This window comes from Xanthomonas hortorum (genome assembly GCF_024339125.1).
In the GTDB taxonomy this organism is placed as follows: Bacteria; Pseudomonadota; Gammaproteobacteria; order Xanthomonadales; family Xanthomonadaceae; genus Xanthomonas; species Xanthomonas hortorum.
The window spans coordinates 1,118,763-1,139,991 of record NZ_CP101417.1 but is presented as its reverse complement, the minus strand read 5'-3'; the positions used below and the strand labels follow the sequence as shown (position 1 = coordinate 1,139,991).

18 protein-coding genes and 1 other RNA gene are annotated in these 21,229 nt (G+C 64.8%); 14 read left to right on the top strand and 5 right to left on the bottom strand.

Annotation, left to right across the window (positions count from 1 at the left end; genetic code table 11):
* Positions 1-61 precede the first annotated feature (61 nt).
* The 3 genes from NMB96_RS04800 to NMB96_RS04790 are packed head-to-tail and all read left to right on the top strand — an operon-like array spanning position 62 to position 2,652.
* Positions 62-385, top strand: coding sequence for an EF-hand domain-containing protein (locus tag NMB96_RS04800; RefSeq protein ID WP_006453189.1), 324 nt, complete (start codon positions 62-64; stop codon positions 383-385).
* A 60-nt stretch (positions 386-445) separates the two neighbouring features.
* Positions 446-1,183 (top strand): ATP-binding cassette domain-containing protein, encoded by a 738-nt coding sequence (locus tag NMB96_RS04795; protein ID WP_023902545.1) that lies wholly within the window; start codon positions 446-448, stop codon positions 1,181-1,183.
* The gene (locus NMB96_RS04790; RefSeq protein ID WP_023902544.1) at positions 1,180-2,652 is read left to right on the top strand and encodes an ABC transporter permease/substrate-binding protein; all 1,473 of its coding nucleotides are present in this window, start codon (positions 1,180-1,182) and stop codon (positions 2,650-2,652) included. Before NMB96_RS04795 ends, NMB96_RS04790 begins: the two co-directional genes overlap by 4 nt.
* Positions 2,653-2,744: 92 nt before the next feature.
* Here NMB96_RS04790 and NMB96_RS04785 read toward each other — a convergent pair whose 3' ends face one another.
* Positions 2,745-3,926, bottom strand: coding sequence for an aminotransferase class V-fold PLP-dependent enzyme (locus NMB96_RS04785; protein WP_255086391.1), 1,182 nt, complete (start codon positions 3,924-3,926; stop codon positions 2,745-2,747).
* Between the two features lie 65 nt (positions 3,927-3,991).
* Between NMB96_RS04785 and egtB the strand changes: the two genes are divergently transcribed.
* Together egtB and egtD are read left to right on the top strand one after the other, a co-directional pair.
* The gene (gene egtB, locus NMB96_RS04780) at positions 3,992-5,281 is read left to right on the top strand and encodes an ergothioneine biosynthesis protein EgtB (RefSeq protein ID WP_255086390.1); all 1,290 of its coding nucleotides are present in this window, start codon (positions 3,992-3,994) and stop codon (positions 5,279-5,281) included.
* Positions 5,278-6,264, top strand: a complete 987-nt coding sequence (gene egtD, locus NMB96_RS04775) for an L-histidine N(alpha)-methyltransferase (protein WP_255086389.1) — start codon at positions 5,278-5,280, stop codon at positions 6,262-6,264. Before egtB ends, egtD begins: the two co-directional genes overlap by 4 nt.
* A gap of 57 nt (positions 6,265-6,321) precedes the next feature.
* On the opposite strand, the gene NMB96_RS04770 is transcribed toward egtD, so the two are convergent.
* The 3 genes from NMB96_RS04770 to NMB96_RS04760 all read right to left on the bottom strand — a co-directional run bounded on the left by NMB96_RS04770 (position 6,322) and on the right by NMB96_RS04760 (position 12,045).
* Positions 6,322-7,599 carry a type II toxin-antitoxin system HipA family toxin gene (locus NMB96_RS04770; RefSeq protein ID WP_255086388.1) on the bottom strand — a complete coding sequence of 426 codons (1,278 nt, stop codon included), beginning with the start codon at positions 7,597-7,599 and terminating at the stop codon, positions 6,322-6,324.
* The gene (locus NMB96_RS04765; RefSeq protein WP_255086387.1) at positions 7,596-8,213 is read right to left on the bottom strand and encodes a helix-turn-helix transcriptional regulator; all 618 of its coding nucleotides are present in this window, start codon (positions 8,211-8,213) and stop codon (positions 7,596-7,598) included. The genes NMB96_RS04770 and NMB96_RS04765 overlap by 4 nt, the downstream gene beginning before the upstream one ends.
* A gap of 124 nt (positions 8,214-8,337) precedes the next feature.
* Positions 8,338-12,045 (bottom strand): indolepyruvate ferredoxin oxidoreductase family protein, encoded by a 3,708-nt coding sequence (locus NMB96_RS04760; protein ID WP_183086601.1) that lies wholly within the window; start codon positions 12,043-12,045, stop codon positions 8,338-8,340.
* Between the two features lie 163 nt (positions 12,046-12,208).
* Here NMB96_RS04760 and NMB96_RS04755 point away from each other — a divergent pair, with 163 nt between their 5' ends.
* The 9 genes from NMB96_RS04755 (at position 12,209) to NMB96_RS04715 (ending at position 21,122) form a co-directional block, all read left to right on the top strand.
* A complete protein-coding gene (locus NMB96_RS04755) occupies positions 12,209-12,847 on the top strand; it encodes a tetratricopeptide repeat protein (RefSeq protein ID WP_006453198.1) in 639 nt (212 codons plus the stop codon).
* 660 nt (positions 12,848-13,507) lie between these two features.
* Positions 13,508-14,425, top strand: coding sequence for an AEC family transporter (locus NMB96_RS04750; protein WP_255086386.1), 918 nt, complete (start codon positions 13,508-13,510; stop codon positions 14,423-14,425).
* A gap of 337 nt (positions 14,426-14,762) precedes the next feature.
* Positions 14,763-15,395, top strand: coding sequence for a ParA family protein (locus NMB96_RS04745; RefSeq protein ID WP_023902097.1), 633 nt, complete (start codon positions 14,763-14,765; stop codon positions 15,393-15,395).
* Between the two features lie 14 nt (positions 15,396-15,409).
* Entirely contained in the window at positions 15,410-15,886 is a 477-nt protein-coding gene (locus tag NMB96_RS04740; protein ID WP_023902098.1) for a SixA phosphatase family protein, read from the top strand.
* A 3-nt stretch (positions 15,887-15,889) separates the two neighbouring features.
* Entirely contained in the window at positions 15,890-16,462 is a 573-nt protein-coding gene (locus NMB96_RS04735) for a YceI family protein (RefSeq protein WP_023902099.1), read from the top strand.
* On the top strand, positions 16,459-18,492 hold the full coding sequence (locus NMB96_RS04730; RefSeq protein WP_255086385.1) for a phospholipase D family protein: 2,034 nt from the start codon (positions 16,459-16,461) through the stop codon (positions 18,490-18,492). The genes NMB96_RS04735 and NMB96_RS04730 overlap by 4 nt, the downstream gene beginning before the upstream one ends.
* A 234-nt stretch (positions 18,493-18,726) precedes the next feature.
* Positions 18,727-19,155, top strand: coding sequence for a hotdog fold thioesterase (locus NMB96_RS04725; protein ID WP_023902102.1), 429 nt, complete (start codon positions 18,727-18,729; stop codon positions 19,153-19,155).
* A gap of 21 nt (positions 19,156-19,176) precedes the next feature.
* Positions 19,177-20,073 (top strand): lysophospholipid acyltransferase family protein, encoded by an 897-nt coding sequence (locus NMB96_RS04720; protein WP_183086602.1) that lies wholly within the window; start codon positions 19,177-19,179, stop codon positions 20,071-20,073.
* A gap of 62 nt (positions 20,074-20,135) precedes the next feature.
* Complete coding sequence (locus NMB96_RS04715) at positions 20,136-21,122, top strand: YheT family hydrolase (RefSeq protein ID WP_023902104.1); 987 nt, start codon at positions 20,136-20,138, stop codon at positions 21,120-21,122.
* A 4-nt stretch (positions 21,123-21,126) separates the two neighbouring features.
* Here NMB96_RS04715 and NMB96_RS04710 read toward each other — a convergent pair.
* Positions 21,127-21,201: non-coding RNA, sX9 sRNA (locus NMB96_RS04710), on the bottom strand.
* Between the last annotated feature and the right edge of the window lie 28 nt (positions 21,202-21,229).

Sequence of the window (21,229 nt, the reverse complement as noted above, 5' to 3'; positions counted from 1 at the left end):
GCGTAGTGGCACGCGTGCCGGTGCGCGCGCGCGTGGATCGCATGGCTTGATCGTGCGCAGCATGCTGATGGCGTGTGGTGTGTGCATTCCGGCGGTTGTCGCGCAGGCCCAGGTGCAGGACAGCCAGCAATATCTGCAGCGCATGGATACCGACGGCGATGGACGTGTTAGCCGCGATGAATATCTGGCCTGGATGAGCTACGCCTTCGATCAGCGCGACCTGGATCACGACGGCGTGCTGCAGGGCGATGAACTGCCGGGTCGTCGCGGCAAGCCGATCACCCGCGCGGCCCATCGCGCCACGCTGATCGAGCGCTTCGCGCGGCAGGATGCCAACGGCGATGGCTCTCTGAGCGCGCGCGAGTTGCTGGCGCCGCCGCGGTGATGCGCGCCGGCACGCTTGCCTTCGCGCTCGCCTGACGCCAGGCCCGGCAAGCTCGCGCACATGTTCACTCTCGACCAGGTCAGCCGCCGCTACGGCCAGGCCATTGCCCTCGATGCAGTCACGCTGACATTCGCCAGCGGGATCACCACCGCCTTGATCGGCCCCAGTGGCGCCGGCAAGTCCACCGTGCTGCGCATGCTGGTGGGGCTGGAATGGCCCGACAGCGGCACGGTCGCCTTCGACGGCACGCCGCTGCAACGCGCCAGCCTGCAGGCGCAGCGGCAACGCATCGGTTATGTGATCCAGGAAGGCGGGCTGTTTCCGCATCTGGATGCGCGCAGCAATGTGGTGTTGCTGGCGCAGACGCTGGGCTGGACGCGGCAACGCATCGATGAGCGCCTGGAGATCTTGTGCACGCTGTGCCAGTTGCCGCCGGGCTTATTGAAGCGCTACCCGGCCGAGTTATCGGGCGGACAGCGCCAGCGCGTGGGCTTGATCCGCGCCTTGATGCTGGATCCACCGGCCTTGCTGCTGGACGAGCCGCTCGGCGCACTCGACCCCATCGTGCGCTACGACCTGCAAGCGCAGATGCGCGAACTGTTCGCCCAGCTCGGCAAGACCGTGGTGCTGGTGACGCATGACGTGGCCGAAGCGGCTTATCTGGCCGACACCCTGGTGCTGATGCGCGCCGGCCGCGTGGTGCAGCAGGGCAGTGCACGCAGCTTGCTCGAACATCCGGCCGATCCGTTCGTGCAACGCTTTCTCACTGCGCAACGCAGCATCGGCGAGGCCGCATGATCGCGCGCGCGTTGCTCGCACTATGTGTGCTGATCTGCAGTGCCGGCGCGCATGCCGCGCAGGTGACGATCGGCTCGAAGAACTTCACCGAGGCGGTCCTGCTGGGCGAGATCGCCACTGCCGCCGGCCAGAGAGATGGTGTGGAGGTGCAGCACCGCGCGCAGCTCGGTGGCACGCGCATCCTGTGGCGCGCGCTGGAGACCGGGCAGATCGATGCTTACGCCGAATACACCGGCACGCTGGCGCAGGAACTGCTGCAACTACCCAAAGCCAGTCAGGCCGAACTGCGTGCCGCACTCGATGCACGCGGACTGGCGATGACCGACTCGCTCGGCTTCCAGAACACCTATGCCTTCGGCATGCGTGCCGAACGCGCGCAGGCGCTCGGTATCGCGACGATGTCGGATCTGGCCCGGCATCCAACGCTCACCATCGGCCTGAGCAACGAATTCATGCAACGCGCCGATGGCTGGCCTGGCATACGCGCCGCGTACGCGCTGCCGCAGACCGCGACCGGGCTGGATCACGATCTGGCCTATCGCGCGCTGCAGAGTGGGGCGATCGAAGTCACCGATCTCTACAGCACCGATGCGGAAATTCCGTATTACCAGTTGCAGGTGCTGCGCGACGACCGCCGGTATTTCCCCGAGTACCAGGCCGTGTTTCTGTATCGCAAGGACCTGGCGCAACGCGCACCGGCGATGTTGAAGACATTGCAGGGGCTGCAGGGACGCATCGACGAAGCGACCATGCAACGGCTCAACGCGCAGGTGAAGCTGGAGCGTCAGTCCGAGGCGGCGGTGGCGGCGCAATGGCTGGGCGTCAAGCCTGCATCCGAAGCCGATTCGCGTATCACCCGCCTGCTGCGGCACACGCGCGAACATCTGGCCCTGGTCGGCATCTCGTTGGGCTTTGCGTTGGTGATTGCGTTGCCGCTGGGCGTGCTTGCGGCGCGGCGGCAGCGGCTCGGTCAGGTGGTGTTGTCGTTGACCGGCGTGTTGCAGACGCTGCCATCGCTGGCGGTGTTCGTCTTCATGATTCCGCTGTTCGGCATCGGCGCTAAACCGGCGATTGCCGCGTTGTTTCTCTACAGCCTGCTGCCGATCGTGCGCAACACCCACGCCGGGCTGACCTCGATCCCGCGCGAGCTGCGCCAGACCGCTCAGGCGATCGGGCTGCCGGCGTGGACGCGTTTATGGCGCGTGGAGTTGCCGCTGGCGCGTCGCACGATCGTGGCCGGCATCCAGACCGCAGCGGTGATCAACGTCGGCACCGCCACGCTGGGCGCATTGATCGGTGCTGGCGGTTACGGCCAGCCGATCCTCACCGGCATTCGTCTGGACGACATCGGCTTGATTCTGGAAGGCGCGATTCCCGCGGCGGTGCTTGCACTGCTGGTGCAGGCGGCGTTCGAAGGCCTGGAGCGCTGGGTCACGCCGCGTGGGTTGCGGCTCAGCCAGCGCGGTTGAGCGCGTAGGAGCGGACCTGGCCGCGATGAGGCATTACCCCGGTAACGCCCCTTCGCGGCCAGGTCCGCTCCTACAAGCGCTGGCTTACCGCCTCATCCGTCTGGCAGCGCCGCAATCAAGCGTGAAAGCGCATCCTCGGTGACGCTCATGTGCGGTGCGATACGTAAACGTCCGTGTCGCCGCGTGCAGATCGCACCAAGTTTGCTGAACGTTGCCGCCACTGCATCCAGCTGATCTGCTGGAGGCTGCAAGGCCGTGAGATGCGGTGCATGCCCAGGCGTGCGCCAGCCGCCCAGACCACGTACGTGCAAGGCCGCATCCCACTGCGCAGTGAGCGCACCAAGCGCCTGCCCAATGCGTGCAGGCTGCCATGCGGTGACTTGCTGCAATGCCACCGTCGCCATTGCGATCCGCAAGGGATCGGCAACGCCGCCGGCATCGAACCGTCGTGCACCGCTGCGGTACGGTGGCGCTTTCGCGACCGGAAAGTCCCAACTGCTGCCCGCATCGCGGCCGATCCAGTGTTCTTCGATCGGCACGCCGTGCGCACGCCAGTGCGGTGCCACCCACAGCCAGGCCAATCCCATCGGCCCGAGCAGCCATTTGTGGCCGACACTGACCACAAAATCCGGTTGCCAGCGCGGTAGATCGGTCGGCAGCACGCCCAGACTCTGGCTCAGATCCAGCACCAATGCCGCGCCGCGCGCGTGCACCGCTGTGCTGATCCGGTCCAGGTCCAGTTGCCGCCCATCCAGCCAGTACGCGTGCGGCAGCGTCACGATGCGTAACGCAGGGGTGTCGGCAATCGCCTGCAATACCGCATCGGTGAGTGCGTCGCCGCTGGTCGTCGGCACCGCCACGATATGCGCACCGACTTCCACACAGCGCCGTTGCCAGATCAGCAAGTTGGACGGGAATTGTCCCTCCAGCAGCAACACCGCCTCGCCGCGTTGCAGCGGCAGGTTGCGTGCGGCAGTGGCCAGCCCATGCGCGGCCGAGGGCAGCATCGCCACGCCGTCGGTGTCGTGGTCGAACAAGCCAGCGGCAAGCGCGCGCAAACATTCGATGTCATGCAGCCACGCATCGAACGGCAGCTGCCAGGGTGTGGCCATCGCGTCGAGGGCCTGATGTGCCACCGTTTGCACGGCGCGCAACAGCGGTCCGCGCGAGGCGGCATCCAGATACGTGATGTCGATAGGCAACGCGAATGCCTGCTGCCGATGTGCCCAATCGATGGGGGCGGGGAGCAGGCTGGACAGGGAAGACGTGGACATGACTACAGCTTACCGCTGGCTGCCACGCTGCCGACACGGCGCGTTCACGGCCGCTCCTCAAGCATATGCACATGTCTGCACTCTCCCCCGTGCTGGTCGACCACCAGCAACAGCAGCTGACCCTGCTGGAACGCTTCGCGCAGACCCGCGCGTTGAGCGATCGCCTCGCCGCACCGCTCAGCGCCGAAGACGCGATGGTGCAGAGCATGCCCGACGCCAGCCCCAGCAAATGGCATCTGGCGCATACCACCTGGTTCTTCGAACGCTTCGTGTTGCAGACAGATCCTGCGTACCGCGTGTTCGATCCGGCCTGGGATTTCTTGTTCAACAGCTACTACCAAAGCGTCGGCCCGATGCATGCGCGCGCACGCCGCGGTGTGCTGTCGCGGCCCTCGTTGCAGCAGGTGCGCGATTACCGCGCTGCGGTCGATGCACAGATGCAGCAGCGCTTGCGCGATGGGCAATTAGACGCCCAGGCCTGCACCATCGTGCAACTCGGGATCCAGCATGAGCAGCAGCATCAGGAGTTGCTGCTCACCGACATCAAGCATGCGCTGTGGAGCAATCCGTTGCAGCCGGCCTATCGCGATGCGCCCGCACCGCCCGCCGCCATTGCCAGCACGCTGCGCTGGCATGCGCGCGACGAGCAGATCGTGGAGATCGGTGCAGCCGCGTGGCCGCAATCCGAAGCGTTTGCCTACGACAACGAATCGCCGCGTCACCGTGTTCTGGTCGGCGCGCATGCGCTGGCGCATCGCGTGGTCACCAATGCTGAATTCCAGGAATTCATCGACGCCGGTGGTTACCGCAGTGCCGGCGCCTGGCTCAGCGATGGCTGGGCGATGGTGCAGGCGCAGGGCTGGCAGCGTCCGTTGTACTGGGATGCAGATGGACGCGAGTTCACGCTTGATGGCTGGCGCGCGCGCGATGCACATGCACCGGTGTGTCATCTGAGTCTCTTCGAAGCCGATGCCTTCGCACGTTGGGCCGGCGCGCGTTTGCCCACCGAAACCGAGTGGGAGCAAGCCGCCACCGGTGTGCCGGTGCAAGGCAATTTCGTCGATACCGACGCGCTGCATCCACGCGGCGCCGAAGCGGTGGATACCGGCCTGCAGCAGTTGTTCGGCGATGTCTGGGAGTGGACCGGCAGTGCGTATCTGCCGTATCCGGGTTTCGCGCCGTGGCCCGGATCGCTGGGCGAATACAACGGCAAATTCATGAATGCGCAATGGGTGCTGCGCGGTGGCAGTTGTGCCACACCGGCCAGCCATATCCGCGCCAGTTACCGCAACTTTTTCCCATCCGATGCGCGTTGGCAGTTTGCCGGCGTGCGCCTTGCCAAGGATCTGCCTTGAACGCCGCCGCCCACGCCACCCAACGCGCCCACGCCGCGCTGACCGATCTGCAACCGCAACCGGACGACATCACCGCCGATGCGCTGGCGGGTTTGGCGCAGACGCCCAAGACGCTGCCGTCCAAGTATTTTTACGACGCGCGCGGTTCGCAGTTGTTCGAAGCCATCACCCAGCAGCCGGAGTATTACCTCACCAGCACCGAATTGCGTCTGCTGGAAGCCAGCATGCCGGCGATCGCGCAGGCGATCGGCCCCGAGGTGCATGTGGTCGAATACGGCAGCGGCAGTGGCCGCAAGACCGAGTTGCTGCTGCAGGGCCTGCGCGATGTGGTGGCCTATACCCCGCTGGAAATCTCGCGCAGCGCCTTGCTCGACAGCACCGCGCGGCTGGCCCAGCAATTTCCGCAGATCCAGATGCTGCCGGTGTGCACCGACTTCACCAAGCCATTGCGGTTGCCCGATGCGCAACGTCCGGCGCGTCGGCATCTGGTGTTCTTCCCCGGTTCCACGCTGGGCAATTTCACCGACGCCGCTGCCATCGAGTTGATGGATGCGATGCGCCAGACCATGGGTAGCGATGGTTGCGCGTTGATTGGTATCGACCTAGACAAGGATGCTGCCTTGATCGAGGCTGCCTATAACGATGCAGCCGGTGTCACTGCCGAATTCACCTTGAACCTGCTGGCGCGGTTAAATCGCGAGATCAGTAGCGATTTCGATCTGGATGGCTTCCACCACCACGCGGTCTATGCGCGTGAACGTGGCCGCATTGAAACCTTCCTGATCAGCCAACGCACACAGCGCGTACACGTTGGCGGCAAACACTTCGACTTCGCCGAAGGCGAAGCGATGCAGGTCGAATACAGCTACAAATACACCGACGCCCGCTTCGCTGAACTTGCTGCGGCGGCCGGATTGAAAGTTACGCATGGTTGGAACGATGCGAAGGACTGGTTCGGGCTTCGCTTGTTGCGTCCGCTGTAACCGGCTGCTTTTTAGAATGTTATCGGCGCTTGGCGACGTGGTGGCCGTGTCGGTGCCTCAAACTGATTGCAGCAGTTTGAGCGCCCGCTGACATGCGGCGTGGATTGCATCCACCAGCGCGTCCACGATTGGATGCTCGACGCCTTCGTTTCGAAGTTCGACAGCAAGATCCTGCGCGTGGTCCGGCAGCTGATTGGCAGCCAGGCGCATCCACGCGAGGCAAGCCGATGCCTCCAGGCGCATCTGCAGCGCAAGCTGTTGCCAATCGCTTGAACGGACATCCCACCAGCGATAGTGGCCGCTGATCTTCATCGCCAGCTTGATCTTGCGCTGTTGCAGATGCGGATAAGGCAGGGCGCTGGAGATGTCGTACAGCGGCGCCAGTCGCACTTGTCCCGCCTGGCCAAGTAACAACGAATAGTTCTTCGCATGCGCATCGGTGCCGCCGATCAGGTAATTGAACACCAAGGCCTGAAACAGGCTTTCAACGTCTTGCCGCGCGTGCGAGGAATGCATCCACAGCAGCTGCGCGATCTCGGTTGGTCCCGGGCCATCCTGGTGTTGATACTTGATCTGCGGCATCACTCCCAATGCCTGGCAGAAGTCTTCCTGATGGATGCGTAGCAGCGTGCCCTGGGTTGCGATGCGGTCATAGCGCTCGACACAGATGGCCGTCTCATCGCCAAACCTCAGCGCCTGGCCCGCTGCAGTCGACAGGCCGATCTTGCGCGCAAGGCGCAGGCAAAACAGTTCGTTCTCGACGAAGCCGTCGTATTCGCCGCTGGGTGGTTTGAGAATATGCGTGGTTGGAATGCGTCCGGCCGGGATGGCCCACTGCTGTCCGTCGTGCAGCAAGGCAATCTTGGCCTGCGCGCCGGCTAGACTGAATTGACCGACGTCGTCGATCTGGCGTGCTGCACCGACATCCTGGCGCAGCCTGCGCAGGCGCATTTCCAATGCGCTCTCGGTGAGAGGCTCGATGCTGTCGTTGGCGCCGGACATGACGTCCTCAAGCCGGGCTGGAGTGACGAATTGCACCGCACCGGCACAGTCCTCGCCAACATGCGACAACAGCGCCAACGGGTTGCGCGGCGAGACCTGAAATCTGGATGCCCAGCGTTGCAAGGTGGTTTCATTGTCGGGTAGCAAGCCCCAGACCACCGCGTTGACCGCATCGGTTGGGTGATGCTCCCGGCTGAGCGGAATGTTCAACGAAAGCGGTATCGCATTCGCCGATGCTCGCCAGGCAGGGTCGTAAGCAAATCGCGCACGGCCAGTAGCGTCGGCATCCAACTGGCCGACCACTTGGCTGCCCATCAGTGCAATCAGCTTCACTTGGTCTTCTTCTTGCTGATTGATCGCGCTTTTGGTGTGGCAGGTGTGGTCTTGCTACCGATGTCTGGTACACGAGCGTTTTGTGAACTCGCCGCATCAGTCTCTGCTGCCTCTGCAGACGGCTGCTGCGATTTGCGCGACACGGCATCGCGCGCTGGATGCACTTCCAGCTGCGCGGCGTGCGCGGCAGAACGAGTTACCAGGCCGGCGCTTTGCGAAGGTTCCAGGACATGGAATGCACTCGGCTTGCCCACGTTCTTCAACGCGTAAAGCGAACTGAGCGGACGCTGGGTGCGATTGCGTTCGACGATGTCATCCAGGTTGATCGATGGCATGGCTGCGCGATCGGGTGGAAGACGATGTCGAGCATCGGCGCCACCTGGGGCAAGCATCAGCTCAAGGCCCAGCACCTGCAGCGCGCGCAGGATCAGTTGCAGCTCGGCGCGTGGCTTGCCTTTCTCGATATCGACGATCCACTGCCGACTCGCGCCGATTTCATTGGCCAAACGTGCCTGATCCCAGCCCCGGCTCTTGCGAGTGGCGCGGATAATATTGCCGATGTCGGCAGGGGTACGCACAGTGTCCATGGTCTGAATGTAAGCGATCGGCGACATGGATTCAATGTCGCCGTTCGCTTACATTCGGCTTGGGATTTGCGACACATTAGGCCCTGGACCGCGCTGTGCTGGCGAATGAGTTCGTTCGGTTACATATTTGCGATGTAACCGTTCGGCGACATCAAGCCGCCTGCACCACATGCAGCGCCTTGGGATTGCGCCACTGCGCCAGCAGCGCGGCCTCGCGTGCCTTGGCCTCGTGCAGGTGCGCGTGCTTGATATGCCCGTAGCCGCGGATATGTTCGGGGATGCTGGCGATCTGTGCGGCCAGGCCGACGTTGTCGGCATCCAGGCGCTCCAGCAGCGTTTCCACCGTTGCAACGTAATCAGTGATCAGTTGGCGTTCGCCACGCCGCTCGGCGCTATAGCCGAACACATCGAGCGTGCCGCCACGCAGGAACTTCAACCGCGCCAGCAACTTGAACGCGGTGAACATCCACGGCCCATAGTCGCGCTTGATCAGGTTGCCGTGCGCATCCTTCTTTGCCAGCAACGGCGGCGCCAGGTGGAAGCGCAGCGTGTAGTCGCCTTCGAATTGTTGTTGCAGCCGGCGCTGGAAGTCGCCGCGCGTGTACAGCCGCGCCACTTCGTATTCGTCCTTGTAGGCCATCAGCTTGAAGGCATAACGCGCGACCGCTTCGCTCAATGCGCTGCTGCCGGGCGCACGTTGCGCCTCGTGCGTGCGTACGCGTTCGACCAGGGCGCGATAGCGCTGCGCGTAGGCGGCATCCTGATAATCGGTCAGAAAGCCGACGCGGCGCGCGATGGCTTCATCCAGCGACTGCGCCAGCTGCTCGTCGTCAAGCGGATGCGTCGGCGCATCGCCATCGCCATGCAGCGTATTGCCCGTGCTTTGCGCCAACGCACGTGGCGCGCTCTGACCGCTGAGATCGTGGTCTTCCCAACTGCCGGGCGCACGCGCTTGCGGCGCATCGCCAGGCGTAATGGCCGAGTCGCCCACGCTCGGCAAACCCGCAGCACGCCGCACCGCCGGCAGATCGACCGCGGCCAATCGCCCCCACGCGAACGCCTGCTGATTCATCGCCACCGCCGCACCGTTGAGCTCGATCGCGCGCATCAGCGCCGCATGCGACAACGGCACCAGGCCGTGCTGCCAGGCATAGCCGAGCACGAACAGATTGCTGGCGATCGCATCGCCCAACAGTGCGGTGGCCAGCTGCGTGGCATCCAGCAGTAACGGCTCCTGGCCGCCCAATGCGGTGCGCACGCCGGCAATGATTTCGGCAGCGGGGAACTGCAGGTCCGGCTGGGTGGTGAAGTTGCCCGGCATTGCCTCATAAGTGTTGAGCACCACCTGGGTGCGGCCATCGCGCACCTTGGACAGGGCCCAGTAATCGTTGACCACCACCATGTCGCAGCCCAGCACCAGATCCGCTTCGCCGGCAGCGATGCGCACCGCGTGGATATCGGCCGGTCGGCGTGCGATGCGGATATGTGTTGTCACCGCGCCGCCCTTCTGCGCCAGGCCGGTCTGATCCAGCACTGTGGCGCCCTTGCCTTCCAGATGCCCGGCCATGCCAAGCAACGCACCGATGGTCACCACGCCGGTGCCGCCGACGCCGGTGATCAGAATGTTCCAGGGTTGTTCCAGCGTGGTGCGTTGTGGCGGCGCGGGCAACGTGTCGAACAGCGCGGTGGCATCGCGTTGTTTGCCTTTGCGCGGCTTGCCGCCATGCACGGTGACAAAGCTCGGGCAAAAGCCAGAGACGCAGGAATAATCCTTGTTGCAATTGGATTGATCGATCTGCCGCTTGCGTCCGAATTCGGTTTCCTTGGGCAGCACCGACACGCAGAAGCTCTTTTCGCCGCAATCGCCGCAACCTTCGCAGACCAGCGAATTGATCATGACGCGCTTGGGTGGGTCCACCAGCTTGCCGCGCTTGCGCCGTCGGCGTTTTTCGGTGGCGCAGGTCTGATCGAAGATCAGGATCGATACACCCTTGACCGTGCGCAACTGCTGCTGCACCGCATCCAGCTCGCCACGGTCATGAAAGGCGACATCGGCAGGAAACAGATCGCGGCGCCGCGTCCACTTGCTGATGTCGTCGCTGACCACCGCAATGGCGTGGATGCCTTCGGCGCGCAGTTGATGCGCGATGTCGGGCACGGTAAGCGTGCCGTCCACCGGCTGGCCGCCGGTCATCGCCACCGCATCGTTGTAGAGGATCTTGTAGGTGATGTTGACGCCGGTGGCGACCGACTGGCGGATCGCCAATGAGCCGCTATGAAAATAGGTGCCGTCGCCCAGGTTCTGGAACACGTGCGGCGTCTCGGTGAACGGTGCCTGCCCCGACCAGGTCACGCCTTCGCCGCCCATGTGGGTAAAGGTGTCGGTAGAGCGGTTCATCCAGGTCACCATGTAATGGCAACCGATGCCGCCCAGCGCACGCGAGCCTTCCGGCACCGCCGTGGAGGTGTTGTGCGGGCAGCCGGAGCAGTAATGCGGCACGCGCGGAAACAGCGCGCGCGGCAAGGCCATTTCGGCTTCCTTGCTGTCCATCCAGCGCAGCCGCTGTTCGATCGAGTCGGTCATCGCGCTGGATGGAAGCGCAAATCGCTGGATACGCTTGCCGATCACCGCGGCAATCGTGGCCGGCGTCAGCTCGCCGGTGGAGGGCAGGATCCACGCGCCGTGCTCGTCGTATTTGCCGACGATGCTCGGCCGCGCACCGGCGCTGGCCGGCCAGTTGTAGAACAGCTCCTTCATCTGGCGCTCGATGAAGGCTTTCTTCTCCTCCACCACCAGAATGTCTTCGAGCCCCTGCGCAAACGCGCTGATGCCCACCGGCTCCAGCGGCCAGGTCATGCCGACCTTGTAGACGCGGATGCCGATCTGCGCGCAGGCCTGCGCATCCAGGCCCAGGTATTCCAGCGCCTGCAGCACGTCCAGATAGCTCTTGCCGGTCGTGACGATACCCAAGCGTGCGTGCGGCGAATCCAGCACGACGCGGTCGATGTGATTGGCGCGTGCGAATGCCTGCGCGGCGGCGATCGCGTAGCGGTGCAGACGCATTTCCTGATCCACCGGCGGGTCCGGCCAGCGGATGCTCAAACCCCCTGGCGGCAACGCGAAGTCCTCTGGCAGCACGATCGTGCGTGCGAACGGATCCACATCCACCGACGCGGAAGACTCCACCGTCTCGGCAATGGTCTTGAAGCCGATCCAGCGCCCGGTATAGCGGCTCATCGCCCAGCCGAGCAGGCCCATGTCCAGGATGTCCTGCACCCCGGCCGGGTTGAGGATCGGCATCATCGCGCTGACGAATTCTTCTTCCGAACCGTGCGGCAGAGTCGAGCTGCGGCAGGCATGGTCGTCGGCGGCCAGCGCCAGCACGCCGCCATATGGCGAAGTTCCGGCGGCGTTGCCGTGCTTGAACACGTCGCCGCTGCGGTCTACGCCCGGGCCTTTGCCGTACCACATGCCGTACACGCCCTGCACCTTGGCACCGGGGAACAGATTGGTCTGCTGGGTGCCCCAGACCATGGTGGCGGCCAGGTCTTCATTGAGGCCGGGGGTGAAGGTCACCTTGGCCGCGTCCAGATGCTTGCGCGCGCGCCACAGCTCCAGATCGAAACCGCCTAGCGGGCTGCCGCGATAGCCGCTGATGAAGCCGGCAGTCGCAACGCCGGCGGCGTCATCGCGCAGGCGTTGCATCAACGGCAGCCGCACCAGCGCCTGCACGCCTGACAAGTAGATGCGGCCATCGGCGCGCGTGTACTTGTGCTCCAGCGTGTAATCCGCATCCACCTGGCCGAGCTCCGGCGTGTTGGCAGAGTCGGGGGAAGAGAGTGCAGCAGTACTGGTCATGGCTTGCCCGGAAAGGGTGGCTGGAACCCAGGGCTCCAAAACGGCCTAACAATTGTAACAGCCGCTATTCACATGCCTGGGACACCAGGTGTGCATCGCAGCGACACTGAGGTTAGGATGGGACAGGGTTGGGGTTTGTCGTGTGTCGCAAGGGGAAAAACCAGTGAGAACGAAGTTCGCATGGGCCATTGCGTTGGCCCTGCTCGGGAGCGTGTGGTCGTTGGCGCAAGCGCAGAGCCTGCCCAAGCCCAAGGAGTTCTATTTCGACGAAGACCGCGGCACCACGAAAGCCGTGGTCGCCGTGCAGGGGCAGGGCGATGCGGTGGTCGACCGCCTGGCCGCGATGGTGCAGCGTGACGCACGTGCCGCCGAGCCGCGCGCGCAACTTGCCTCGCTGGCCTATGCCGGTGGGCGCACCCAGTTAGGCGACGAGCTTTACCAGGGGGCGTTGGGCCTGGTTTCCAGTGGTAGCCAGCAATATCGCGCTATCACCTGGAACTACGGCTGGGATCTGTTGCGTGCCGACAAGGCCGACAAGGCCTTGCAGCTGTGGGCCAACCTGGCCAACGGCCGTCCGGCCACGCCGCAATGGCTGCCCACGACCGCGGCGCTGGCGCTGTGGCGTGCCGGGCGCAAGCAGGAAGCGGTCGAGTGGTATGCCGCTGCCGTGCGCACCTGGCCTGAGCGCTGGAGCAGCACCGCCAACTACGCCAGCCTGCTGCCGGACTGGCGCGAAGCAGAGCGTGCCAGCTTGGCCGAGGTCTTCGCCGCCTGGCAGGCGAACCCGCCGGCGTTTCCGTAAGTCTTGGCATCGCGCTGCAGTTAACCGCCGCAGCGCGATGCCCTGCATTAGCCGAATCTGCGCGATAGGCGGGCTTTTTCATCCAGCCACCGACCAACGCCTTGATGAGGCGAGGGCGCCGCATATTCGACGTACCGGTTTTTCGGACGACCGAGCGAAACCGCCAGGATTTGAAACGCAGACCCGGTGACATGAGTCGAAGGTGGAGAGAGCAGTTGCAGAGCGGCGGATCTGTGGCTTGGTTGCAGGGCCCTTGCCCGCTCACCATCGCGGGACACGCTGCAAGTACGTCCTTGTAAGCTCTTACGCGGCATCCATGCCGCGTAAGGTCCCGCGACGGTGAGCGGGCAAGGACCAGTCGAGTGGGCTGGTGTGCATGGTTTTCAATAAAACAGCCGGCAAACTTTCTGGTGCGGTGTCCTCGCTGCTTGCGGGACCGTGTGGCGGCATGGATACCGCCACCGAGCCCCCAGGGACGGGTTCATGGCGTGTCCCGCGAGCGGCGAGGACACCGCGCACTCGACACACTGGTTTCGGATAGGCAAACGATGGAAGTCTCGCTGCTTCGGGTTAGCGCGATGCCAAGCCAGCCCTCCGCCGATGCCTGTGCTGCGCGCTATGCGATCCTGTGCATCGCTTTCCAACGGACACGATCACGCCATGGCGGTGGATGCATTTGCGTTGATTCTGGCGATGTTGGGGCTGGGTCTGCTGTTCGCCCGCTTGCGGGTGCTGCCGGACAACAGCGCCGACGTGCTCAATCGCATCGTGTTGTATATCTGCCTGCCGGCCTCGGTGCTGACCTATGTGCCGCGCCTGCATCTGGATGCTTCGCTGGGTGGGGTGATCGCCACGCCGTGGGTGTTGACCGCGATCATCGTGCCGCTGCTGTGGGGCTGTAGCCGCCTGTTTCGGTTCAAGCGCGAGGAATACGCTGCGCTGCTGATGTGCGTGGTGTTCACCAACTCCAGCTTCATCGGCTTTCCGATGGTGCGCGCGTTGATCGGCGATCACGCGCTGCCGTATGCGGTGGTCTACGACCAGTTCGGTACTTTCGTGCTGCTGTCCACGTTTGGGTTATATGTGCTGGCGCGCTACAGCGGCGATACCCCGCCTACCGCGCGGATGATCCTGCTGCGGGTGCTGCGGTTTCCGCCGCTGTGGGCGCTGCTGTTCGCACTGACGTTGATGCCGGAGCAGCCGCCGACCTGGATCGGTTCGGGATTGAAGAGCCTGGCCGATGCGATGCTGCCGCTGGTGATGCTGGCGGTCGGCTTTTCGCTGCAGTTGCGCTTGCCTGCGGACGAGTTAAAACCGCTGGCAGTGGGGCTGGTCTTCAAACTTGCGTTGATGCCGATCCTGGCGCTGCCGTTGTCCTGGGCGCTTGGCCTGCATGGGGCGATGTTGCAGACCAACGTCCTCGAATCGGCCATGCCCACCATGATCACCGCCGCCGCATTGGCCATCTCGCATCGGCTGGCACCGCGCCTGGCCGCAGCGATGGTCGGCTACAGCATCCTGCTGTCGCTGCTGACATTGCCTGCCTGGGCCTGGTTGCTGGCACGTCTGGTGGCGTGATGCCCGGCGCGAACTCGCGCTGCCACCTCGGTACTGCCGCATCGCAGGTTCAACGCGCACCTGCGGTGTCGTCGCTTGCATCCGCAATGCTGCAGTGCGATGACAATGCGCTGCATGCAGAGCCGCCAATCGACATCACAGCGCGCGAGGTCATGACGCAGGCGCGCAGGTCGCGCAGAAGCTGCTGCGCACGCGCGCTGCACAGGGATTTTCCGAGCATGGATCACGGCTGTTGGAAGATCGCCCGGCTGGCAGTCGAGCGGTTTAACGTCTTTCGACTACTTCCTCACCGTGCCGCGGTGTACGCTGCCGGCTTGCTCCCGGAAGCGAGGCGTGCATGAAGACAGTCCTGGTGGCCGGCTCCAAAGGCGGCGTCGGCAAAACCACGATCGCCACCAATCTGGCCGCACATGCGGCCTTGCAGGGCCAGCGCACCGTGCTGGCAGATGCCGATCCGCAGGGCTCGTCCACGCGCTGGGCGCAGCGTCGCGCCAGTCTGGAAAGTGCGGTGCTGCCGATCGACGCCACCCGCCGTCGCAACTGGCAGGCCGCAGTGCCCGATGGCACCGATCAGCTGATCATCGATGCCCCGGCCGGGGCGATGGCCGAGGATCTGAGCGGATTTCTGGACCACGTCGATGCCATCGTGGTGCCGGTGCTGTCCTCGGCACTGGATATCGAAGCGGTGGTGGGCTTTCTCAACACGCTGGCCAAGGTGCCGCGCGTGCACCAGCGCAAATTGCCGGTGGGCCTGGTGCTCAATCGCGCCCGCCCGTGGACCCAGACCTCGCAGCAGGCCGCCGAGATGATCGGCACCTGGCCGTATCCGCTGGTGACCCAACTACGCGACACCCAGGCCTACGTGGTCATGGCCGGGCTGGGGCGCAGCTTGTTCGATTACCGCTCGGCGCAGGTGCGCGACCATCAACAGGACTGGGAGCCGCTGTTCAAGTGGCTCAAGAAGGCCTAAACCGGATAGTTTCTATGCGCGAATTGATCTTGTTGCGACACGCCCACGCCGAGCCGGCCGATACCGGCCAGGCCGATCTGGACCGCCCGCTGTCCCCGCATGGCATTGCCGAGGCGGAATCGGCTGGCCGCTGGCTGCGCGAGCAGCGCCTGGTGCCCGACCGCGTGCTGTGCTCGCCGGCCCGGCGCGCCCGCGAGACGCTGGAAGCGGTACTGGAGCTCACCGGCTATATCGAACAACGCCTGGACGAGCGCATCTACGAAGCGACGCCCGGCACCCTGGCCAGCCTGGTGGACGAACACCGCGACGCCGAGCGTTTGCTGCTGGTGGGCCACAACCCCGGGCTGGAGCGGTTGGCAGCGCTGATGCACAGCGGCCAGACCGGCGACTACCGTGGCATGCCCACCGCCGCGATCGCCCTGCTGGCGCTGCCGCTGGAGGCCGCCATCGAACCGGGGATCGCCCGCCTGACCGCCTTCTGGTGGCCTTGATCCGTGTCATCGTCGCTGCGCTGGTACGCCTGGCTCGCGCTCTGGGTCGCTCTGCCCTGTATGGCGCAGCAGAAGGTGCATTCCATCGACCCGGTGCAATCGCGCTTCGGGTTCGAGATCAGAACGCGCTTCGGCATGAAGATCGAGGGGTTCTTCCCGCGTTTTCGCGGTGAGCTGGTGGAGTTGCCCGACAAACGCCAACAGGTGCGCTTCCGGCTGGACGCCACCCAGGTGGAAATCCCCGGCAAGGACCGCTACACCGCGTGGATGCGCGGCGAGGATTTCTTCGATGTCGCCCAGTACCCGGTGGTGGAATTCGAGTCGCTTCCCTACACCGAAGCGGTCGTGAAGCAGGGGGGCGACATCACCGGCAACCTGACCATTCGCGGAATCACGCACATCGAGACCCTGCATGTGGCGCCAGCTGAATGCGCGCGGCCGGGCTATGATTGCGACGTGATCAGTCGTGGGACGGTGCTGCGTGGACGTTACGGAATGAATGCGTGGCAGATGGCCCTGGGCGACAGGGTAACGTTCGTTCTGCGTGGGCGGTTGCAGGAGGCGCGGCGCCCGTGAGTTTCCTGTTGAGGGTGCTTGTGCTGGCAACGCTGTTGCTCGGCACCGGATGCGCCGGCCTGTCGCAAATCGAACGCAACCGTGCGGCAGGCGTGGCTTCTGCCGCGCGCAGCACGCTGGTGAGCTGCACCCAGGCCAATCGCTGTGCGCTGTCCTCGCCGCTGCGCGCGCTGGGTGGCGAGGCGATCAGCAGCTCCACTGCGGCTGCGCCGCGGCACTACGCCACCATCGTCGATCGCGGTGAAGAATCGTTGGTCGCGCGGCTGAATCTGATCCGCAGCGCCACCCGCAGCATCGATCTGCAGACCTATATCTTCGACAAGGACGACAGCGCGCGCATGGTGCTGGATGCACTGATCGACGCGGCGCAGCGCGGGGTCAAGGTGCGCATCCTGATCGACCAGCTGTCGGCGATCGCCGATCTGCAGATTCTCGGCGCGCTGTCCAGCACCCATGAAAATCTGCAGCTGCGCATCTACAACCCCACCTTCGGCAAGGTCAAACTCAATTACTTCGACTATGCCGGCAGCGTGGTGTGCTGTTTCCGTCGCTTCAACCAGCGCATGCACAACAAGTTGCTGGTGGTGGACGATGTGCTCGGCGTGGTCGGCGGCCGCAACTACCAGGACGACTATTTCGACTGGGACAGCGAATACAACTTCCGCGACCGCGACGTGATTCTGGCCGGCCCGGAAGTGCGTGCGATGGCGGCCAATTTCGACGCGTTCTGGCGCGCGCAGCGCAGCGTGCCGGCCGAGCGCCTGAACGATGTCGGCCGCCTGCTGCTGGAGCAGGGCGCGCCGAAAATGCCGCCGGCCGACATCCGCCGACCGGAGCGGGTGGCGCGCGTCGACCGTGAGGCGCGCGATGCGCAATTCATCCGCGATGCGTTCGTGACCCCGGCCATGCCGGTGCAGCGCGTGCTGTATGTGGCCGACCTGCCGCAAAAACACCGCAAGGAACATGCCGCCAAGGCGGTGTCCACCGCGCCGGAGCTGGACGGCCTGATCGCCGGTGCGCAGCAGGAAGTGCTGCTGCAGACGCCGTATCTGGTGTTGTCCGATGAGGCACAGGCGATCTTCCGCACACTGCGCACGCGCCCGCAGCCGCCACGCATCGTGGTCTCGAGCAATAGCCTGGCGGCCACCGACAACCCGATCGTGTATGCGCTGTCGTACAAGTTCAAACGCCGCAACCTGCGCGAGCTGGGCTTCAACATCTACGAATTCAAGCCATTTCCGCTGAATGCACCGGTGGACTACGCCAATCTGGTGCCCGACCCGCTCAATCCGCAGGCCGCCGAACCGGTCGAGGACGACAGTAGCGTCAATCGCGTGATCAGCGGCAGCGCGGCCGGCAACGCGGTGCGTGGCAGCGGTGGCAGCAATAGCAACAGTGGCGGCGGAACACCGGGGAGTGCCATTCGCGGCAGCGGTGGTGGCGCGGGACGTGCGCCCGGCGGCAGCGAGGTCGACCGGCGTGTGCTGCGTACCGAAACGCGGCCCTCGTTCCTGGGCACGCGCGCGGTTAATAAGCCGCTGCCGGTCACCCGCGCCGGCGCGCGCATGGGCCTGCATGCCAAGTCGTTGGTGGTGGACCGGCGCATCGGCGTGATCGGCACGCACAACTTCGACCCGCGCAGCGAGAACTACAACACCGAGGCGGCGGTGGTGATCGACGATGCGCGCTTTGCGCAGGCGCTGGCCGCCAGCATCGAGCGCGACATCGCCCCGGAAAATGCCTGGACCGTGGCCTCGCGCGAAAAGCCGCCGGTGCTGAGCGGACTGAACTACAGCGTGGGCAAGGTGTCCGAATCGTTGCCGGTGCTGGATTTCTGGCCCTGGCGCTATGCCACCAATTACGAATTCCAGCCTGGCCCCGGCTGCCCGTTTCCACTCAAGCGCCAGGACCCGCAGTTCCGGCGGTGCTATGTGGCGGTGGGCGACTTCCCCGAGGTCAACGTCGGCCCTAAGTGGTTGCTGGTGCGGATGCTGACTGCCTTCGGTGCCGGGCTTGTGCCGATTCTGTGATCGCATAGGCGCGCCGCTCACTGGCCGCTATCGTGACGATATGTCTCTGGCGCGGAGACGGAACTGCGCCTGGATCAATCAGGGCAGTCAGCGACAGTTGAACCAGATCCTCCGGGCGCAGATGCTGTTGCGATTCCCGATTCCCGATTCCCGATTCCCGATTCCCGATTCCCGATTCCCAATCCCCAATCCCCAATCCCCAATCCCCAATCCCCAATCCCCAATCCCCAGCCTATGACCTTCCGCGACCCCGTCGATCTTGCTGCCCTCAACGCCTCCAGCCGCGACACCTTGATCGAACATCTGGGCATCGTGTTCACCGATGCCGGCGAGGATTGGCTGCGCGCCACCATGCCGGTGGATTCGCGCACCAAGCAGCCGTACGGCTTGCTGCACGGCGGTGCGTCGGTGGTGCTGGCCGAAACCCTGGGCAGTAGCGCTGGCAATCTGTGCGTGGATATGACCACCCAGATGTGCGTGGGGTTGGAGATCAACGCCAACCATCTGCGTGCGGCGTATCAGGACGTGGTCACTGGCACCGCGCGCGCCGTGCATATCGGGCGCAGCACGCAGGTGTGGGACATCACCATCGAAAACCCGGCCGGCAAGCGCGTGTGCGTTTCGCGGCTCACCTTGGCCGTGGTCCCGCGCAGCAATGGCTGAGCCCGCCGTGCAAGCACATGGGTGGAACAGCGCCACCCGCTGCCGGCACTGCGCGCGTGCCAAGCTGCTGTCACAATAGTCGCGCTTCCTTCCCCTGGTACCGGTCCCGTTCCTGCAATGAGCGAGTCATCCCTGGACGCCACGCGCGATGCTGGCGGCGTGCGTTGGTTCCGGTACCTGTATCGGGTACCGCTACTGCTGGTGCACCTGAGCATCTGTCTGCCGATCACCATGCTGTGCGTGGTGGCGCCGCCGCTGGCGCGCATCCGTACCGGCCACGACGACACCCTGGACGAGTGGATGATCCGCTGGTGGCAGGGCAATCTGATGCGCATCTTCGGATTTCGTTTGCGTCATTTCGGCACTCCGCTGCCGGGCGCTGCGTTGTTCGTTGCCAATCACGTCAGCTGGATCGACATCTCGATGCTGCATAGCCAACGCGTGATGGGCTTTGTGGCCAAGCGCGAGATCGCCGGCTGGCCGCTGGTGGGCTGGCTGGCGGCCAAGGGCCAGACCATCTTCCATCAGCGCGGCAATACCGAATCGCTGGGCGGCGTGCTGCAGGAAATGCTGGCGCGGCTGCAAAGCGGCAAGCCGGTGGGCGTGTTTCCGGAAGGGCGCACCCGCGGCGGCACCGAGGTCGGCCCGTTCCATGCGCGCATCTTCCAGGCCGCGGTCGAGGCCGGCGTGCCGGTGCAACCGGTGGCGTTGCGTTACGGCGAGCGCGGCAATGCGCAGGCGGTAGTGGCGTTCGGTGAGCGCGAGAGCTTCTTCGACAACATCGTGCGCCTGCTCGGCGAGCCGGCGCGGCTGGCCGAAGTGCATTTTCTCGAGCCGATCCGCGCGCTGGATATCGACGGACGTCGCCGCCTGGCCGACACCTCGCGTCAACGCATCATTGCGGCCATGGAGTCCTAGCCCGCGATGCGTATGCTCATCACTCCTGCGGCCGACGCGACAGTGCCTGGCCCGATGAGCGCATGAACGTCTCCGACTATTCGCCGCCCCGCTGGTTGCGCAATCCGCATGTGCAATCGCTGCTGGGCAGCAGCGCGTTGCGCCGGATCCGTAGCCGCCAGTTGCTGGCCGCCAGCGGCGCGGTGACCAGCGAACATATTCTCGACGGCGGCGACGGCGTACGCCTGCAGGGCTGGATGAGCATCCCGCCCGGCGATGCACCGGTGCGCGCCACCGTGCTGTTGCTGCACGGCTGGGAAGGCAGCGCCGATTCCAATTACATGCGGCTCACCGCTGCGCGCCTGCTGGGCCTGGGCTATCAGGTGTTCCGGCTGAATTTCCGCGACCACGGCGGCACCCATCACCTCAATGTGGATCTGTTTCACTCCGATCGCATCGATGAAGTGGTCAACGCTGCAGGCGATCTGTGGCGGCGTTTTCCCGCGCCGCAGTTACTGGTGGCCGGTTACTCGCTGGGCGGCAATTTCGCACTGCGGCTCGCCTTGCGCGCGCCGGCGGCCGGTCTGCCGGTGGCGCGGGTCGCAGCGGTGTGCCCGCTGCTGGATCCGGCCGCCACCATGCTGCAGCTGGAAAAAGGCCCGCAGTTCTACGACTGGTATTTCCGCCGGCGTTGGCGCGAATCGCTGCTGCGCAAACGCAAGCTGTTTCCCGATCAGCACGGCTACGACGATGCCACCCTGGCGCTGGACATGCGCGGCCTGATGGCCTGGTTGGCCGAGCAGCACACCGGGCACGGCTCGCTGCAGGCGTATTTCGACAGTTATTCGATTGCCGGCGAACGCCTGGCCGGCTTGCAGGTGCCGGTCCATATCCTGATGGCCGAAGACGACCCGGTGATTCCGTTCGCCGATTTCGCTGGCTGGCATCTGCCCGCGCACGCGCAGCTGGAAATCGCGCGCTGGGGCGGCCACTGCGGCTTTCTGGAAAATGCCCGTGGCGATGGCTTCGCCGAACGTTGGGTGGCCGAGCGGCTGACCGCGCAGGCCTGAGAGCGGCGACAACCGTCGCGAGCAGTCGCCAGGTGGGCGCGGATGGCGCGCTCCGAACTGCAGTGTACGAGTGGTATCTGCCAACGAGCATCGGCCGCGCGCGCCGG